16 protein-coding genes are annotated in these 13,341 nt (G+C 61.5%); 6 read left to right on the forward strand and 10 right to left on the reverse strand.

What is annotated here, in order from left to right; all coding sequences use genetic code 11:
* Window positions 1–54: 54 nt before the first annotated feature.
* The 4 genes from cysW to AXW79_RS07725 all read right to left on the reverse strand — a co-directional run bounded on the left by cysW (window position 55) and on the right by AXW79_RS07725 (window position 3,707).
* Entirely contained in the window at window positions 55–948 is an 894-nt protein-coding gene (gene cysW, locus AXW79_RS07710) for a sulfate ABC transporter permease subunit CysW (protein WP_005313724.1), read from the reverse strand.
* Window positions 945–1,784 (reverse strand): sulfate ABC transporter permease subunit CysT, encoded by an 840-nt coding sequence (cysT, locus tag AXW79_RS07715; RefSeq protein ID WP_005313726.1) that lies wholly within the window; start codon window positions 1,782–1,784, stop codon window positions 945–947. The genes cysW and cysT overlap by 4 nt, the downstream gene beginning before the upstream one ends.
* Window positions 1,785–2,061: 277 nt before the next feature.
* Window positions 2,062–2,637 carry an RBBP9/YdeN family alpha/beta hydrolase gene (locus AXW79_RS07720; RefSeq protein ID WP_005313728.1) on the reverse strand — a complete coding sequence of 192 codons (576 nt, stop codon included), beginning with the start codon at window positions 2,635–2,637 and terminating at the stop codon, window positions 2,062–2,064.
* A gap of 68 nt (window positions 2,638–2,705) precedes the next feature.
* The gene (locus AXW79_RS07725) at window positions 2,706–3,707 is read right to left on the reverse strand and encodes a sulfate ABC transporter substrate-binding protein (protein WP_005313731.1); all 1,002 of its coding nucleotides are present in this window, start codon (window positions 3,705–3,707) and stop codon (window positions 2,706–2,708) included.
* Between the two features lie 208 nt (window positions 3,708–3,915).
* Between AXW79_RS07725 and AXW79_RS07730 the strand changes: the two genes are divergently transcribed.
* The 5 genes from AXW79_RS07730 (at window position 3,916) to AXW79_RS07750 (ending at window position 7,222) form a co-directional block, all read left to right on the forward strand.
* Entirely contained in the window at window positions 3,916–5,178 is a 1,263-nt protein-coding gene (locus AXW79_RS07730) for an MgtC/SapB family protein (protein ID WP_005313733.1), read from the forward strand.
* Between the two features lie 79 nt (window positions 5,179–5,257).
* Entirely contained in the window at window positions 5,258–5,848 is a 591-nt protein-coding gene (locus AXW79_RS07735) for a sugar O-acetyltransferase (protein ID WP_005313735.1), read from the forward strand.
* Window positions 5,845–6,186, forward strand: coding sequence for a DUF1294 domain-containing protein (locus AXW79_RS07740; RefSeq protein WP_005313737.1), 342 nt, complete (start codon window positions 5,845–5,847; stop codon window positions 6,184–6,186). Before AXW79_RS07735 ends, AXW79_RS07740 begins: the two co-directional genes overlap by 4 nt.
* Before the next feature lie 165 nt (window positions 6,187–6,351).
* Window positions 6,352–6,564 (forward strand): hypothetical protein, encoded by a 213-nt coding sequence (locus AXW79_RS07745; protein ID WP_005313739.1) that lies wholly within the window; start codon window positions 6,352–6,354, stop codon window positions 6,562–6,564.
* A 202-nt stretch (window positions 6,565–6,766) separates the two neighbouring features.
* The gene (locus tag AXW79_RS07750) at window positions 6,767–7,222 is read left to right on the forward strand and encodes a hypothetical protein (protein WP_005313742.1); all 456 of its coding nucleotides are present in this window, start codon (window positions 6,767–6,769) and stop codon (window positions 7,220–7,222) included.
* Window positions 7,223–7,290: 68 nt separating this feature from the next.
* Here AXW79_RS07750 and AXW79_RS07755 read toward each other — a convergent pair whose 3' ends face one another.
* The 4 genes from AXW79_RS07755 to AXW79_RS07770 all read right to left on the reverse strand — a co-directional run bounded on the left by AXW79_RS07755 (window position 7,291) and on the right by AXW79_RS07770 (window position 9,403).
* Window positions 7,291–7,932, reverse strand: a complete 642-nt coding sequence (locus AXW79_RS07755; RefSeq protein WP_005313744.1) for an FMN-binding negative transcriptional regulator — start codon at window positions 7,930–7,932, stop codon at window positions 7,291–7,293.
* Between the two features lie 240 nt (window positions 7,933–8,172).
* On the reverse strand, window positions 8,173–8,697 hold the full coding sequence (locus AXW79_RS07760) for a DUF4865 family protein (RefSeq protein ID WP_005313746.1): 525 nt from the start codon (window positions 8,695–8,697) through the stop codon (window positions 8,173–8,175).
* Window positions 8,694–9,086: a tautomerase family protein gene (locus tag AXW79_RS07765; RefSeq protein WP_005313748.1), complete on the reverse strand. Its 393-nt coding sequence runs from the start codon at window positions 9,084–9,086 to the stop codon at window positions 8,694–8,696. Before AXW79_RS07765 ends, AXW79_RS07760 begins: the two co-directional genes overlap by 4 nt.
* Window positions 9,077–9,403 carry a carboxymuconolactone decarboxylase family protein gene (locus AXW79_RS07770; protein ID WP_005313751.1) on the reverse strand — a complete coding sequence of 109 codons (327 nt, stop codon included), beginning with the start codon at window positions 9,401–9,403 and terminating at the stop codon, window positions 9,077–9,079. Before AXW79_RS07770 ends, AXW79_RS07765 begins: the two co-directional genes overlap by 10 nt.
* Before the next feature lie 96 nt (window positions 9,404–9,499).
* Here AXW79_RS07770 and AXW79_RS07775 point away from each other — a divergent pair, with 96 nt between their 5' ends.
* Window positions 9,500–10,393 carry a LysR substrate-binding domain-containing protein gene (locus AXW79_RS07775; RefSeq protein WP_005313753.1) on the forward strand — a complete coding sequence of 298 codons (894 nt, stop codon included), beginning with the start codon at window positions 9,500–9,502 and terminating at the stop codon, window positions 10,391–10,393.
* A gap of 125 nt (window positions 10,394–10,518) precedes the next feature.
* On the opposite strand, the gene argH is transcribed toward AXW79_RS07775, so the two are convergent.
* Together argH and AXW79_RS07785 are read right to left on the reverse strand one after the other, a co-directional pair.
* Window positions 10,519–11,904, reverse strand: coding sequence for an argininosuccinate lyase (argH, locus tag AXW79_RS07780; protein ID WP_005313756.1), 1,386 nt, complete (start codon window positions 11,902–11,904; stop codon window positions 10,519–10,521).
* A 193-nt stretch (window positions 11,905–12,097) separates the two neighbouring features.
* Window positions 12,098–13,333, reverse strand: a complete 1,236-nt coding sequence (locus AXW79_RS07785) for an argininosuccinate synthase (protein WP_005313759.1) — start codon at window positions 13,331–13,333, stop codon at window positions 12,098–12,100.
* Between the last annotated feature and the right edge of the window lie 8 nt (window positions 13,334–13,341).

The raw sequence follows: 13,341 nt of genomic DNA on the forward strand, positions 1-13,341 counted from the left end.
GATCAATGGGGTATGGGGCCCGGCAGGTCGCGCAGCCGGGCCTCTCTCGCAATATCAGTGGGGCTTGTCAGGCTGCCCACGTAGCCGGGCCAGCAGGGTTTCTCCCAGTAGGGTGAAGATCCCGAACAGGGCCAGCAGGCTTGCCACCGCGAAGGCGGCGCCGGTCTGGTACTCGTTGTAGAGGATCTCGATATGCAGCGGCAGTGTATTGGTCTGGCCGCGAATATGGCCGGAGACCACTGAGACAGCCCCAAACTCCCCCACAGCCCGGGCGGTACAGAGCAGCAGGCCATACATCAGGCTCCAGCGGATGCCTGGCAGGGTCACTCGCCAGAACATCTGCAGGCCGCTCGCCCCCAGCATGATGGCCGTCTCCTCCTCTTCCGGGCCGCGCGCCTCCATCTGGGGCAACAGCTCGCGCACCACGAAGGGCACGGTAATGAAGGTGGTGGCCAGAATGATGCCCGGGGTGGCGAAGATGACCTTGATGTCGTGCTCGCTCAGCCAGTCGCCAAACCAGCCGCGACTGCCGAACAGCAGCACCAGCATGAGCCCGGCGATCACCGGCGAGACAGAGAACGGCAGGTCGATGAGGGTGATGAGCAACTGCCGACCGGGGAAGCGGAAGCGGGCTATGGCCCAGGCCGCCGCCAGCCCGAACAGCAGGTTGAGGGGCACGGCGCAAAGCGTGACCAGGGCGGTCAAGCCCAGGGCGCTCAGGGCATCCGGCTCGCTGATGGCGTGCCAGAAGAAGGTGAGGCCCGGGCTCAGCGCCTGAATGAAGACGGTGGCCAGCGGCAACAGCAGCAGAGCGGCAAACCAGCCCAGCCCAAGGGCAATGAGCAGCCATTTGACCCAGACGGGCTCACGCGTGACGGAAGGGTGGCGGGCCAGCGGGGCTGGCGCCACACCCTGGACCAGATCCAGTGTCGAGTTGGATGCGCTCATACGCGAGTCCCTCCTATGCGTGCCCAGCTCCAGGCCTGCAACTTGTTGATGAGCAATAACAAAATGAATGAGACCAGCAGCATGACCACGGCGATGGCAGAAGCGCCTGCATAGTCGTACTCCTCCAGATGGCTCATGATCATCAGGGGGGCAATCTCGGAAACCATGGGCAGATTGCCGGCGATAAAGATGACGGAGCCGTACTCCCCCACGCCACGGGCAAACGCCAGGGCAAAACCTGTGAGCAGTGCCGGGATCAGGGTTGGCCACAGCACCCGCAAAAAGGTTTGCCAGCGGTCGGCCCCCAGGCTGGCGGCGGCCTCTTCCTGTTCCGTCTCTGCCTCCCGCAGCACTGGCTGCAGGGTGCGAACCACGAAGGGCAACCCGATGAAGGTGAGGGCAATCACCACGCCGATGGGGTTGTAGGCAAGCTCTATGCCCAGTGGGGCGACCCACTGCCCGATCCAGCCGTTGGGGGCGAAGATGGCGCACAGGGCAATACCGGAGACGGCGGTAGGCATGGCGAACGGCAGATCGATCAGCGCATCCACCAGCCGGCGACCGGGGAAGCGGTAACGCACCAGTACCCAGGCGAGGATCAGGCCAAACAGGCTGTTCAGCAGCACCGCGATGAAAGCGGCACCGAAACTCAGGCGAAAGGAGGCAAGCACCCGGGGTGAGCCGATCACCTGCCAGAATTCCCCCGCAGTAAGATTGTTCACCGCGAACAACACCAGCGCCGAGAGCGGCAGCAGCACCAGGATGCCGAGATAGAGCAGGCTGAAGCCAAGGGTCGGACCAAAGCCTGGCAAGACGGAGTAAGAACCAAATCGCATAACGCTTCCGTTTGTTATGAAAAACATTCGATACAGCGATTCTGCGCACGCCTGTTTGAGACAACAAACACCAATAACGCCTTTGCTAAGCACTTTTTTATCTAACCAGGGCGGCACTGGTTTTTAGCGCCATAAAATGAAAAAAAGGTCTTTTATATAAATAAAAGACCTAAAAAATGGAGCGTCGTGCAATGTACCAAGCAATCAAAATCAGGCTGTTGTTATGTCGGGTGCTCTCTCTCCTTCTCTGCAAATTGAACGGGTATTGGCAACACTTTCACCGAAAACTGAGGGCCGCACGTCGCTCCCACACGGCCGGCGCAGGCTCGACCACCATCTCGGCCCGGCGATAGAGGGTGCCGAGCAGGTTGAGTCCCTGACTCCACTCCCCATGACCGGACTGGGCATTGATATGGCTCACCTCACCGGCATCGAACAGCGGCACCTGCCACTGGCGACTCCAGTATTCGGCTCGCTCGAAACTGAGCCAGGGATCGTTGCGACTGGCGATCAGCTGGGCCGATACCTTGAGCGAACCGGCCAGCGCCTCATCCACTATGCCGAAATGGGCAGGATCGGCTGGCGCCACGATAAAGAGCGAGGCCACCTTGTCAGGCTGCTGGCGCGCCGCCGTGATGGCCGCCAGGGCGCCGAAGGAGTGGGCCACCAGATGGGCACGGCCGCGCCGGCTGCGCAGCTTGCTCGCCAGCTTGGCGCTCCAGACCGTCAGGTCCGGTTTATCCCATGGCAGGCCAACCATGCGCTGCCAGTGGGGGAAATATTGATGCCAGCGGCTCTGCCAATGATCCGGCCCACTGTTGTGCAGACCGGGAACCAGGAGGATCTTGTTCATCTTGGTGCTCCTATCAGCTGGCACAGGGGCCAGTGCGGGGTGAACATGCCACAAGGAAGCAGGGGGCCTTAGCCGCCCGGCTGGTAAATCTGGTCAAACAGGCCGCCTTGGGCGAAGTGCTTCTGCTGGGCCTTGTCCCAGTCCCCTTCCAGATCCTTGACGGTAAACAGGGTCAGTTGCGGGAACTGGGCTGCCGTCTCCTTCTGGATCGCAGGATTGCTGGGGCGGTAGTGATACTTGGCGATAATGCGCTGCCCCTCGTCCGAGTAGAGATACTCAAGGTACCCCTTGGCGACAGCCTCGGTGCCATGCTTCCTGGCCACCTTGTCGACCACGGCCACCGGCGGCTCCGCCAGGATGGAGACCGACGGCACCACCAGCTCGAACTTGTCGCGGTTGCCTGGCTGATTGAGCACCAGCAGGGCTTCGTTTTCCCACGCCAGCAGCACGTCGCCGAGACCGCGCTCGATGAAGCTGGTGGTGGCGCCACGGGCCCCTGAATCCAGCACCTTCACGTTCTTGTAGAGATCGCCGACGAACTGTTTGGCGCCCTCCTCACTGCCACTTTTCTTCAGGGCATAGCCCCAGGCAGCCAGGTAGTTCCAGCGTGCCCCGCCGGAGGTCTTGGGGTTCGGCGTCACTATGGCGATGTCCTTGCGAACCAGATCGCCCCAATCCTTGATCTGCTTGGGATTGTCCTTGCGCACCAGGAAGACGATGGTGGAGGTATAGGGAGATGCGTTGTTGGCAAGGCGACTCTGCCAGTCGGCGGCGATCAAACCCTGCTTGGCAACGGCGTTGACGTCATAGGCCAGCGCCAGCGACACCAGGTCCGCTTCCAGCCCGTCCACCACGGCACGCGCCTGCTTGCCGGAGCCACCGTGAGACTGGCCCACCACAACATCGTCACCCGTCTTGGCTTTCCACTCCTTGGCGAAGGCGCCGTTGTACTCCTGGAACAGCTCGCGAGTCGGATCGTAGGAGACGTTGAGCAGACGGATCTCGGCAGCATTGGCCTGGCCGAGGGCCAGCAGAGAGAGCAGGGTGAGGGCGGTCATTCGCAGTTTCATGGTGATACTCCATATCGTTGGGTTGAATGCAGCATGCCGCGGGCTTGTTATGCCGAGAACCAAGAAATAACGCTTTGCTTATCTCTTTTGCTCATATCAATCCGCCGTACGGCCACACTCGCACACTCTGTGAGCCATGCCTCTCTGCCCCGGTACAGCCTGTGCCATCATGGGTTCAAGGCAATCACACAGCGAAAAGGAAGTCGTTATGTGGATCAATGCAGACCCCGTCAATGGCGCCCTGGTGTCGCTGGCCATCGGCCTCATCATAGGACTGGAGCGTGGCTGGCAGGTGCGCCAGCTGGGGGACAACCAGCGCATCGCCGGGATGCGCACCTATGGCCTCATCGGCCTGCTCGGCGGCGTCTGCGCCCTGCTGTTGCCGACCCTGGGCCCCTGGCTGCCGCTGCTCGGTCTGCTGGCTGTGGTCATGGGCTGCGGCCTCTCGGTCTGGCTGGCCCAGCGCTGGCAGGGGGAGTTCGGCCTCACCAGCTCGGTGGCCATGCTGCTCACTTATCTGCTGGGGCTGATGTCCGTGCTGCTGAGCCCGAGCGAGGCGGTGGCCTGCGCCGTGCTGGCCGCTCTCTTGATGGGGCTCAAGGGCAAGATCCAGCAAGGGATGCTGTTTCTGAGCGAAACCGAATTTCACGCAACCCTGCGCTTTCTGCTTATCTCCCTGGTGCTGCTGCCGGTGCTGCCCAACAAGGAAATGGGGCCCCTCGATGCCTTCAACCCCTTCAAGATCTGGCTGATGGTGGTGGTGATCGCCGGCATCTCGTTTTGTGGCCACTTCGCGGTGCGTCTGCTCGGCACCCGCGCCGGGCTGGTGCTCACCAGCATGCTGGCGGGACTCGCCTCCTCCACCGCTCTCACCTTGCAGTTTGCCCGCCTCAACAAGGAGCAGGGCGGGCTGGAGCGGCTGCTGGCCACCGGCATACTGCTGGCGGGAGCCACCATGTGGGTGCGGCTGCTGGTGCTGGTATTGCTGCTCCACAAGGAGCTGGCGATGCGCCTCGCCGCTCCCCTGCTGCTGCTGGCAGTCATTGTCTACGGCTTTGCATTCTGGTTCTGGCGCCAGCGGGAAGCGCTGACCGACGGGCCAGTGCAGCCCCGAACCAGCAATCCGCTGGATCTCGCCACCGCCATCAAGTTCGGCCTGCTGCTGGCGCTGATAGGCTTCATGGCAACACTGTTGCAAAGCCGGGTGGGTGACTCGGGTGTCTATCTGCTGGCACTGGTGTCGGGGATCACGGACGTGGATGCCATTACACTTTCGCTCTCCCAGCTCTCCCACAAGGAGCTGGGGCTGGAGGTCGCGGCCCGGGGCATACTGCTGGCAGGGCTGGTCAACTCGCTGGTGAAAGGCGTGTTGGCACTGGGTATCGGCGGGCGCCGGCTGGGACTCATGGTGCTGCTGCCCTATCTGGTTTCTGCCCTGCTGATCCTGCCGCTCATCTGGCCAAGCGCCTGATCTTGCAGCAAGTGACAGCCTGACGCTGCAAGACGGGTGGCGTATACTGGCTCCTCTTGGCACATGAGGAGAGACGAGCATGGCAAGCGACTGGGACAAGATACTGGCGGGCGGCGCCCTGGATAGCCAGAGCGAGGAGATAGCGAATGACAGGATCCGGGGTCAGGCGCTGCTGGCACAACTCAATGCGTCATCCGCCGGGGATCACCCCCTGCGCCAGCGCCTGTGCGGCGAGCTGTTCGGCCACTGTCCCGCTTCCAGCTGGATAAGCACTCCCTTCACCTGTGAATTTGGCCGCAATATCCACATAGGCGAGCAGACCTTCTTCAACTTCAACGTCACCATTCTCGATGTGGGTGAAGTGCATATCGGCAACCATGTGCTGCTGGCCCCCAACGTGCAGATCTACACGGCCACCCACAGCATGGATTACCTGGAGCGCCGCAACTGGACCGCTTACAACAAGCCGGTACACATAGGCGATGACTGCTGGATTGGCGGCGGCGCCATCATCTGCCCCGGCGTCACCATAGGGGCGCGCTCCATCATAGGGGCTGGCGCCGTTGTGACTCGCGACATCCCCGCCGACTCGGTGGCCGTGGGCAACCCCGCCAGGGTGATCCGCAGTCTGAGCCCTGACGCCCCACGTGGCTGGGAGCTGGCACTGTGATCTGGCTCGCCCTGTTTCCCCTGCTCTGGACCGCCTGGCTTGGCCTGGTTGACGCCAACTGGTGGCCGCTCGCCATCGTCACTACCATGAGCCTGCTGACGGTACTGGCCTACGCCCACGACAAGCGGCAGGCCATTCGCGGCGGCTGGCGCATCCCCGAATCTCGCCTGCATCTGCTGGAGCTGTGCGGTGGCTGGCCCGGGGCGCTGGTCGCCCGCCACTGGCTGCGTCACAAGACCCAGAAGGGCAGCTACCGGCTGGTGTTCTGGTTTATCGTGCTGCTGCACCTCACCCTGTGGGGACTCTGGCTCGGACGCCCCCTCTGGCAGGGGGTCTGAGGCGCCACTACCACAAACGTGGCCGGCATCAAGTTCCTGGCAACGGATGGCATAAGCCCGGGTATCACAGGGCTCATGCTCACCACCAGAGCGGGCATTGCGGCCCCTCACCGGGTATGAGACAACAGGGCCATTTCTCGCATATTTATCGACAAGGAGTCACTCATGACCATGTGGACAGGCATAGTCCTGATCGTCTTTATCAGCATGCTGTTCGGCTATCTCACCAAACGTGCCCGCTACCAGCTGGGAGATGCCCGCATCACTGACCGCCTCGGCAAGCAGGATGTGACCATCAACAAGTTGCAGGAGCGTATTGCCAACCTGGAAGCCATCGTCATCGAAGAGGAGAAGCGTCGCCCCTTCAAGGACCTCTGATCCGGCGACCTCGGCGGCAAACCGGCCAGCCTGGCGCTGCAAGGGTTTGCCGCTTCTCCCGCAATCCTTCCCCTCCCCCATATAGCCCCAAAAACTAAATTCACAGCAGGATCAGCACCCTGTCTTAGATTGCTGCATTTTTCGCCAACCTGGCTCAATCCCTGCTCTGTCATTGTCATCAGCCGTACCGGAGAGTGACATCATGATCAGCACCCTGCTTCCCATCGCCTCGATAGCCCTCAAGCTGGGCAGCTATCTGCTGAGCAGCAATGCCAAAGCCCAGCCCGAACCTGAGCCGGTACAGGAAGAACGCCTGCCCCCCACAGTCCAGAGCCTGTTCCAGCGGCTGGGGGTCAAGGATGCCGACAGCGAGCAGAACCGCCCCGCCATCAACCAGTTTATGAGCGAGCTGATGCAGACCCTGGGTCAGGAAAACAATGGCCAATCCCTGACCGAGGCCATAGACACAGCCCGCAACCAGCTCGCCAACGGCACCCAGAGCACCCGCTTGGATGCCCTGCAAAGCAGACTCGATACCCTAAAAGGCACACTGGGCAGCAGCGATCTGAACCTGGATCAACTGCTAAGCGCCTTCAAGCAGACCCTGCCCAATGGCAAGGGCGAAGGGGTCGGCAAGCTGCTCAATGCCAGTGCCTGATTGAAAATAAACACATAAAAACGGCAACCTCGGGGGTTGCCGTTTTTATTGAGACCAGACGGGATAATCTATTGCTGTGGTAGCGACTGTGGTGGGCTCAACATAGACTCTGCAATCTCTACCTGCCCACGCGCTTGCAAGCTGTCTGCGGCGCCCTGACGATCCGCCTCCGCCTTGTTTTGACTCAGTTTGAACTTGCCGACCAGCCCGGTTATCTCGATTTCGATACCAACAACAGCCTGCACCATGGCCTCAATATATTCCCTCGGCGCATCCGCCATCTTCCAGGGGGCAGACTCGATGGCCTCATGAGTGCGGGTCAGGTTCGCCAGCAGACGGCGAACGAAGCGCGCATCATCGTGGATACAAATTCGGCCGTGGGCGTGTACCACGCTGTAATTCCAGGTCGGCACCTGCTGGTGATGCACTTGCTTGCTCGGATACCAGCTGGGGGAGATATAGGCATCCGCGGCCTTGAAGATCACCAACACCTCGTCGCCATTGCTGGCCTCTTGCCAGAGCGGGTTGTTGCGGGCGACATGGGCGCGCAATACGCCCTGCTCCCCACTCCCGGCATCCAGCTCGAACGGCAGATGGTTCGCATCCAGCCCCCGCTCACCGTGGGTGATCAGGGCCCCCAGCGGATGGGCCAGGATCAGTTGATGCAGCGACGCGAGGTCGGGCGTTTCGAAATGGGATGGCAGATACATGCAGGCTCCTTTATCCGGGGTGGTGTGTCCGTACGCAATACCTCGAGATCATGCCCCGCTAGGCGAGCGCCGTCATCTCGAATCTGCCTGCCGATATCCTACGAGAACCTTGATCGTATGCGGCTGGCAACGACCATCAAGCGCTAAACACCAGCACTTCACTGTAAACCAAGTTTAACGCCGCATGCAGGTGAAATGACGAGTGAGGACATAGATCCCCCTCATGTCGTCGTCACCCACTCAGGCTGGAACTCCTTTGGCCAGATAACCAATGTGATAGGCGTCGGCCCCTGCCGGTATCGTCGGCGGGGGCGACGGCAGGAGATCCACCTCCAGCCATTGCCAACGGGAAACATCCCATCCGCTCAGCATGGCCCCGGTGTGCAGCTCGGCCAGGCTGCAGTGCGGCGCAATGCGGGTGCGCCGCAAGATGGCCACCCTGGCCTGGTCAAGCGCCTCCATCTGCGGGGCTGACAGCAGATGCCAGGTCTCGATATGGGGCCAGCCAAAGTGCCTTGTGAGCGCCGCGAAACCCTCGCTGACAAGGAAACTGTGCATCGCCTCGACGCTTTGCCACACATAGAAGGGGGCATAGCGATTCTCCCTGCATGGCAGCGCGGCCTCGTCATGGCGGCCATAGAGATAGGCCTTGAACAGCAAGCCGGGGAAGCCGTCGAGTTTGGTGCCATTGCTGGCGATACGCTCTTCGATAAGCCCCATGTCGTAATCCGCCGGCAGGGTGAATCTGTAATGCATGGCGATCATAAGATCACCCCCTGCCGAAACATCAGACCCCGTCCGAAACTCCACTCCTCGCTGCCGTTCAGCTGAATGACCACCATGAGGTTGTCGGGGTGAATGTCCATGTCTGCGTGCAGACGCTCGGCAAGCCGCTCATAGAGCCGCTGCTTGACCTCAGTGCTGCGCGGCCTCCCCGCCAGGATCTGGAAGAGGATGAAGTCTCCGTCCCGGCGGCCGGTCTGATAATGGGGATGATAAACAAGCGCCTTGGCTGGCAAGGCCTCCAGGATCTGGAATTTGTCCTCCCGCGGTACATCAAACACCTCCACCAGGGTCTCATGATAGAGGTCGGAGAGCTGTTGCAGGCGCGCGTCACTCATCCCCTCGCGCAGAGTGATACGGGTCAGCGGCATGGGTGCGGCTCCTCACGGCTGGGCAGGTAGCTCACGGCGGTGACCGCCGCAGGCAATCCGGCGTAGAAAGCGAGATGGGTGAACAGCTCCTCAAGCTGTTCCCGTGTCAGGCCGTTTTGCTGGGCAAACGCTATGTGCCACGGCAGCTGTTGCACCCGGCCCAGCGACGCCAGTATGGCCAGGGTGATCAGGCTGCGTTCGCGCGCAGACAAGGCGGGCCGCTGCCAGATATCGCCAAACAGCGTCTCTTCCGCCAGCTGGGACAGTCTCGGCGCTGCCCGCGCCAGGTCGTCACGATCAAGAACAGGATGGGTCATGGCAATCTCCTTGGTTGGTGAAGCCACTCTCTATCACTGCTACAATTTTAAAAATCAAAACGTTCAAGACGAACAATCCCGATTATCAGGACTATCATGCAACCCCTTCCCCTGAACCTGGATCTCGATGCTCTGCGCAGCTATGTCCTTGGGCTGGACTGTGGCAGCTTTGCGCTGGCGGCGCAGCGGCTGTGCCGTTCCACCTCGGCGGTCAGCGCCCAGTTGAAAAAACTCGAACAGCAATGCGGTACCGAACTGGTCATGAAGAGGGGTCGCCACCTGGTCCCGACGGCCAGTGGCGAACGACTGCTGGGATATGCCAAACGGCTGCTGGAGCTCAATGACGAAGCCGTGCTTGCCCTGAAAGGGGAGCTGCTGCAAGGGGAGATCAGGCTGGGAGTTCAGGAAGACTTTGGTGAATCCCTACTGCCCGCCGTGCTGGGCCCCCTCTGTCGTCAGCACCCCACGCTGCGCATGACGACGCGCATCGATCGCAATGCGCAGCTGATGAAAGGGATCAGGGAGGGAACCCTCGACATGGCCCTGGCCTGGCAGCACCCGGAAGAGAGGATTGACGCCCATCTCATCGACTTGGTGTCACTCCAGTGGATTGCTCACTCGAACTGGGATCCGGCGCCCCTGCTGGCACGCGGAGAGCCCTTGCCCCTGGTGCTCTTCGATGCCCCCTGCCTGATGCGTTCACGAGCCCTCAAGGCTCTGGACGATGCAGGTATCCCGTGGCGCATCGCCTTCACCAGCCAGAGCCTGGGCGGGATCTGGGCGGCCTTGCAGGCAGGGCTCGGGATCACAGTGCGCTCTGCCATCGATATGCCGACCTCTCTCTCCCCGTTGGCCTATGTGCTGCCGTCGCCGGGCACGCTGGGGGTCGTACTGCTGGGAGCAGGCAATGGATCCGGTGAGGCCGAACGCCAGTTGCAAAGCCTGCTCACCCAGGCGGTGCAGCGGGCCCATGCCACGCACCAGAGCTGAAGATACGGTCTCTTTTTCCTGGCATCTGCGCAAGCCATCTCCCTCCCCTTCATCATCAGGCAAACAAAAAACGGCAACCTCGGATTGCCGTTCTGCTTTCTTCTTCGAATGACAAGCCGGTGGGGTTAACCCGCCCATTTGGCCAGCCACTGTTCGGCGGCGGTGAGGGCCGCATCCACCAGCTCGCGGGCGACGCCGCCTTTGGCGACCCGCTTGGCCAGCGTCGCTTCCAGCTCCAGATTGGGATAGACATCCTCGCCGATGACGGGGCTGAAGCGCTGGAACTCGGGCAGCGAGAGATCTTCCAGCGGCTTCTTCACCTCAAGCGCATAGACCACTGTCTCGCCGACGATATGGTGCGCCTCACGGAAGGGTATCCCTTTGGCCACCAGATAGTCCGCCAGCTCGGTGGCATTGGCATAGCCGCCCTGGGCCGCCGCCTTGGTACGCTCGACGTTCACCTTCAAGTCGATCAGCACCAACGCAGCCATGTCGAGGCAGTCGTGCCAGGTGTCGAGGGCATCGAACAGCCCTTCCTTGTCTTCCTGCATGTCCTTGTTGTAGGCCAGCGGCAGCGCCTTCAGGCTCATCAGCATGCCCATCTGGGCGCCGACCACCCGCCCTGTCTTGCCACGAATGAGCTCAAGCGCATCCGGGTTCTTCTTCTGCGGCATCAGGGAGGAACCCGAGGTGACCGCATCGGACAGCTCGACAAAGCCCGCCTCGCCGGTGTTGTAGAAGATGAGGTCTTCGGCAAAACGCGACAGGTGGGTCATGGAGAGGGACGCCACGTGCATCAGCTCCACCACGTGATCCCTATCCGACACCGAATCCAGGCTGTTGCGGGTCGCGCCGCCAAAGCCCATGTCCAGTGCCAGCGCTTCACGGTCGATGGCATAGGCGGTACCCGCCAGGGCGCCGCAGCCGAGCGGGCTGGTGTCGAGGCGCTTCAGGGCATCCTGCAGACGGGAATAGTCCCGCTCCAGCATCTCCACATAGGCCAGCGCCCAGTGGGCGAAGGTGACGGGCTGGGCGCGCTGCAAGTGGGTGTAGCCCGGCAGCACAGCAGCCTGATTGGCACGGGCAGAGGCGACCAGCCCGGCTTGAAGGGCACTGATGGAACCGAGCAGCAGCTCCCCTTGCGCCTTGCACCAGAGTTTCAGGTCGGTGGCGACCTGATCGTTGCGCGAGCGGCCAGTATGCAGCTTCTTGCCAAGATCGCCGACGGCGGCGATGAGCTGACTTTCGACCCAAGAGTGAATGTCTTCGGCATCGGAATTGAGGATCTGGTGGGGATCCTGCTGCACCGAGGCGAGCAGCACTTCCATCGCCTGTTGCAGCTTTCCTTGCTCGTCGGCTGTCAATACGCCCACTTTCACCAGCGCCTTGGCCCAGGCCATGGAGCCCTGGATATCCTGCTCCGCCAGCCGGTAATCGAACCGCAGCGAATCGTTGAACTGCTTGAACCTGCTATCGGCTCCCTGACTGAAGCGTCCACCCCAAAGTGCCATACTGCTCTCCTTGAATGCGTTGTCGGCGGCGTCTTGCGCCGTCGAGCTTGAAATCGTGCCCTGTTTTTCTGCGAGCCTGTTATCTCACAGAAGCGGCCGAGGCGCTGCCGCTCTGCTCACACCCCACCATATGGGAGGGCTGATAAAAGAGGGGGCCATGCCCCCTCACCAGTATCAACGGATTGGCGTCAGCTTAGCCGTGGGTATGGTCACCGCCGATCGCCTGATGCTGCTCCTTCATGGCGCGGATCCGGCTGGCCAGGGTGTAGAGACGGATAAAGCCTTCTGCATGGCTCTGGTCATACACTTCATCGGCACCGAAGGTGGCGAAGTCTTCGGAGTAGAGGCTGTTCGGCGACTTCTTCTGCACCGCAGTGACCTGACCCTTGTACATCTTCAGAATGACTTCACCGTCGAGATCCTCGGCGATGGCATTGGCGGAGGCGACGATGGCCTTGCACAGCGGAGTGAACCAGCGACCGTCATAGACCAGGTGAGAGAACTCGGCACCCAGCTTTTCCCGCCAGGCGCGAGTCGGTCTGTCCAGTACCAGCTCTTCCACCGCGCGCAGTGCCGCCACCATGACGGTGCCGCCCGGAGTTTCGTAGCAGCCACGGGACTTCATGCCCACCATGCGGTTTTCGGTGATGTCGATCCGGCCCACGCCGTGCTTGCCGGCACGCTCGTTCAGGGTGGTCAGGATCTGGTGCGGGCTCAGCGGCTGGTCGTCCACGGCAACCACTTCGCCTTTGGCGACGGTCAGCTTGACGTATTCCGGCTCGTTCGGTGCCTGCTCGGCAGAGACGGTCCACTGCCAGACCGCTTCGGACGGCTCGTTCCAGGTGCTCTCGAGCTCGCCACCCTCGGTGGAGATGTGCCAGGCGTTGGCATCACGGCTGTAGATCTTCTTCAGGGTCGCCTTGCAGGGAATGTCGCGGGCTTCAAGATAGGCCAGCAGATCTTCCCGGGAGCGCATGTCCCACAACCGCCAGGGGGCGATCACTTTCAACTGGGGTGCCAGGGCAGCCACGGCACCTTCAAAACGCACCTGATCGTTGCCCTTGCCGGTACAACCGTGGGAGATGGCATCGGCGCCTTCCGCCAGGGCCGCTTCTACCATCGCCTTGGCAATGATGGGACGGGCCATCGAGGTGCCCAGCAGGTAGGTGCCTTCATAGACGGCGCCGGTTTTCAGGGTCGGATAGACGTACTCTTTGACGAACTCTTCCCGCAGATCCTTGACGATGCATTTGACCGCGCCGGACGCGATGGCCTTCTGCTCGATCCCTTCCAGATCGTCACGCTCCTGACCCACGTCGGCGACGAAGGCGATGATTTCGGCATCGTAGTGCTCTTTGAGCCAGGGAATGATGGCCGAGGTATCCAGTCCGCCCGAGTAAGCCAGTACGATCTTGTTGATTCCGCTCATTTTACTTC

Source organism: Aeromonas salmonicida subsp. salmonicida, assembly GCF_001643305.1.
In the GTDB taxonomy this organism is placed as follows: Bacteria; Pseudomonadota; Gammaproteobacteria; order Enterobacterales; family Aeromonadaceae; genus Aeromonas; species Aeromonas salmonicida.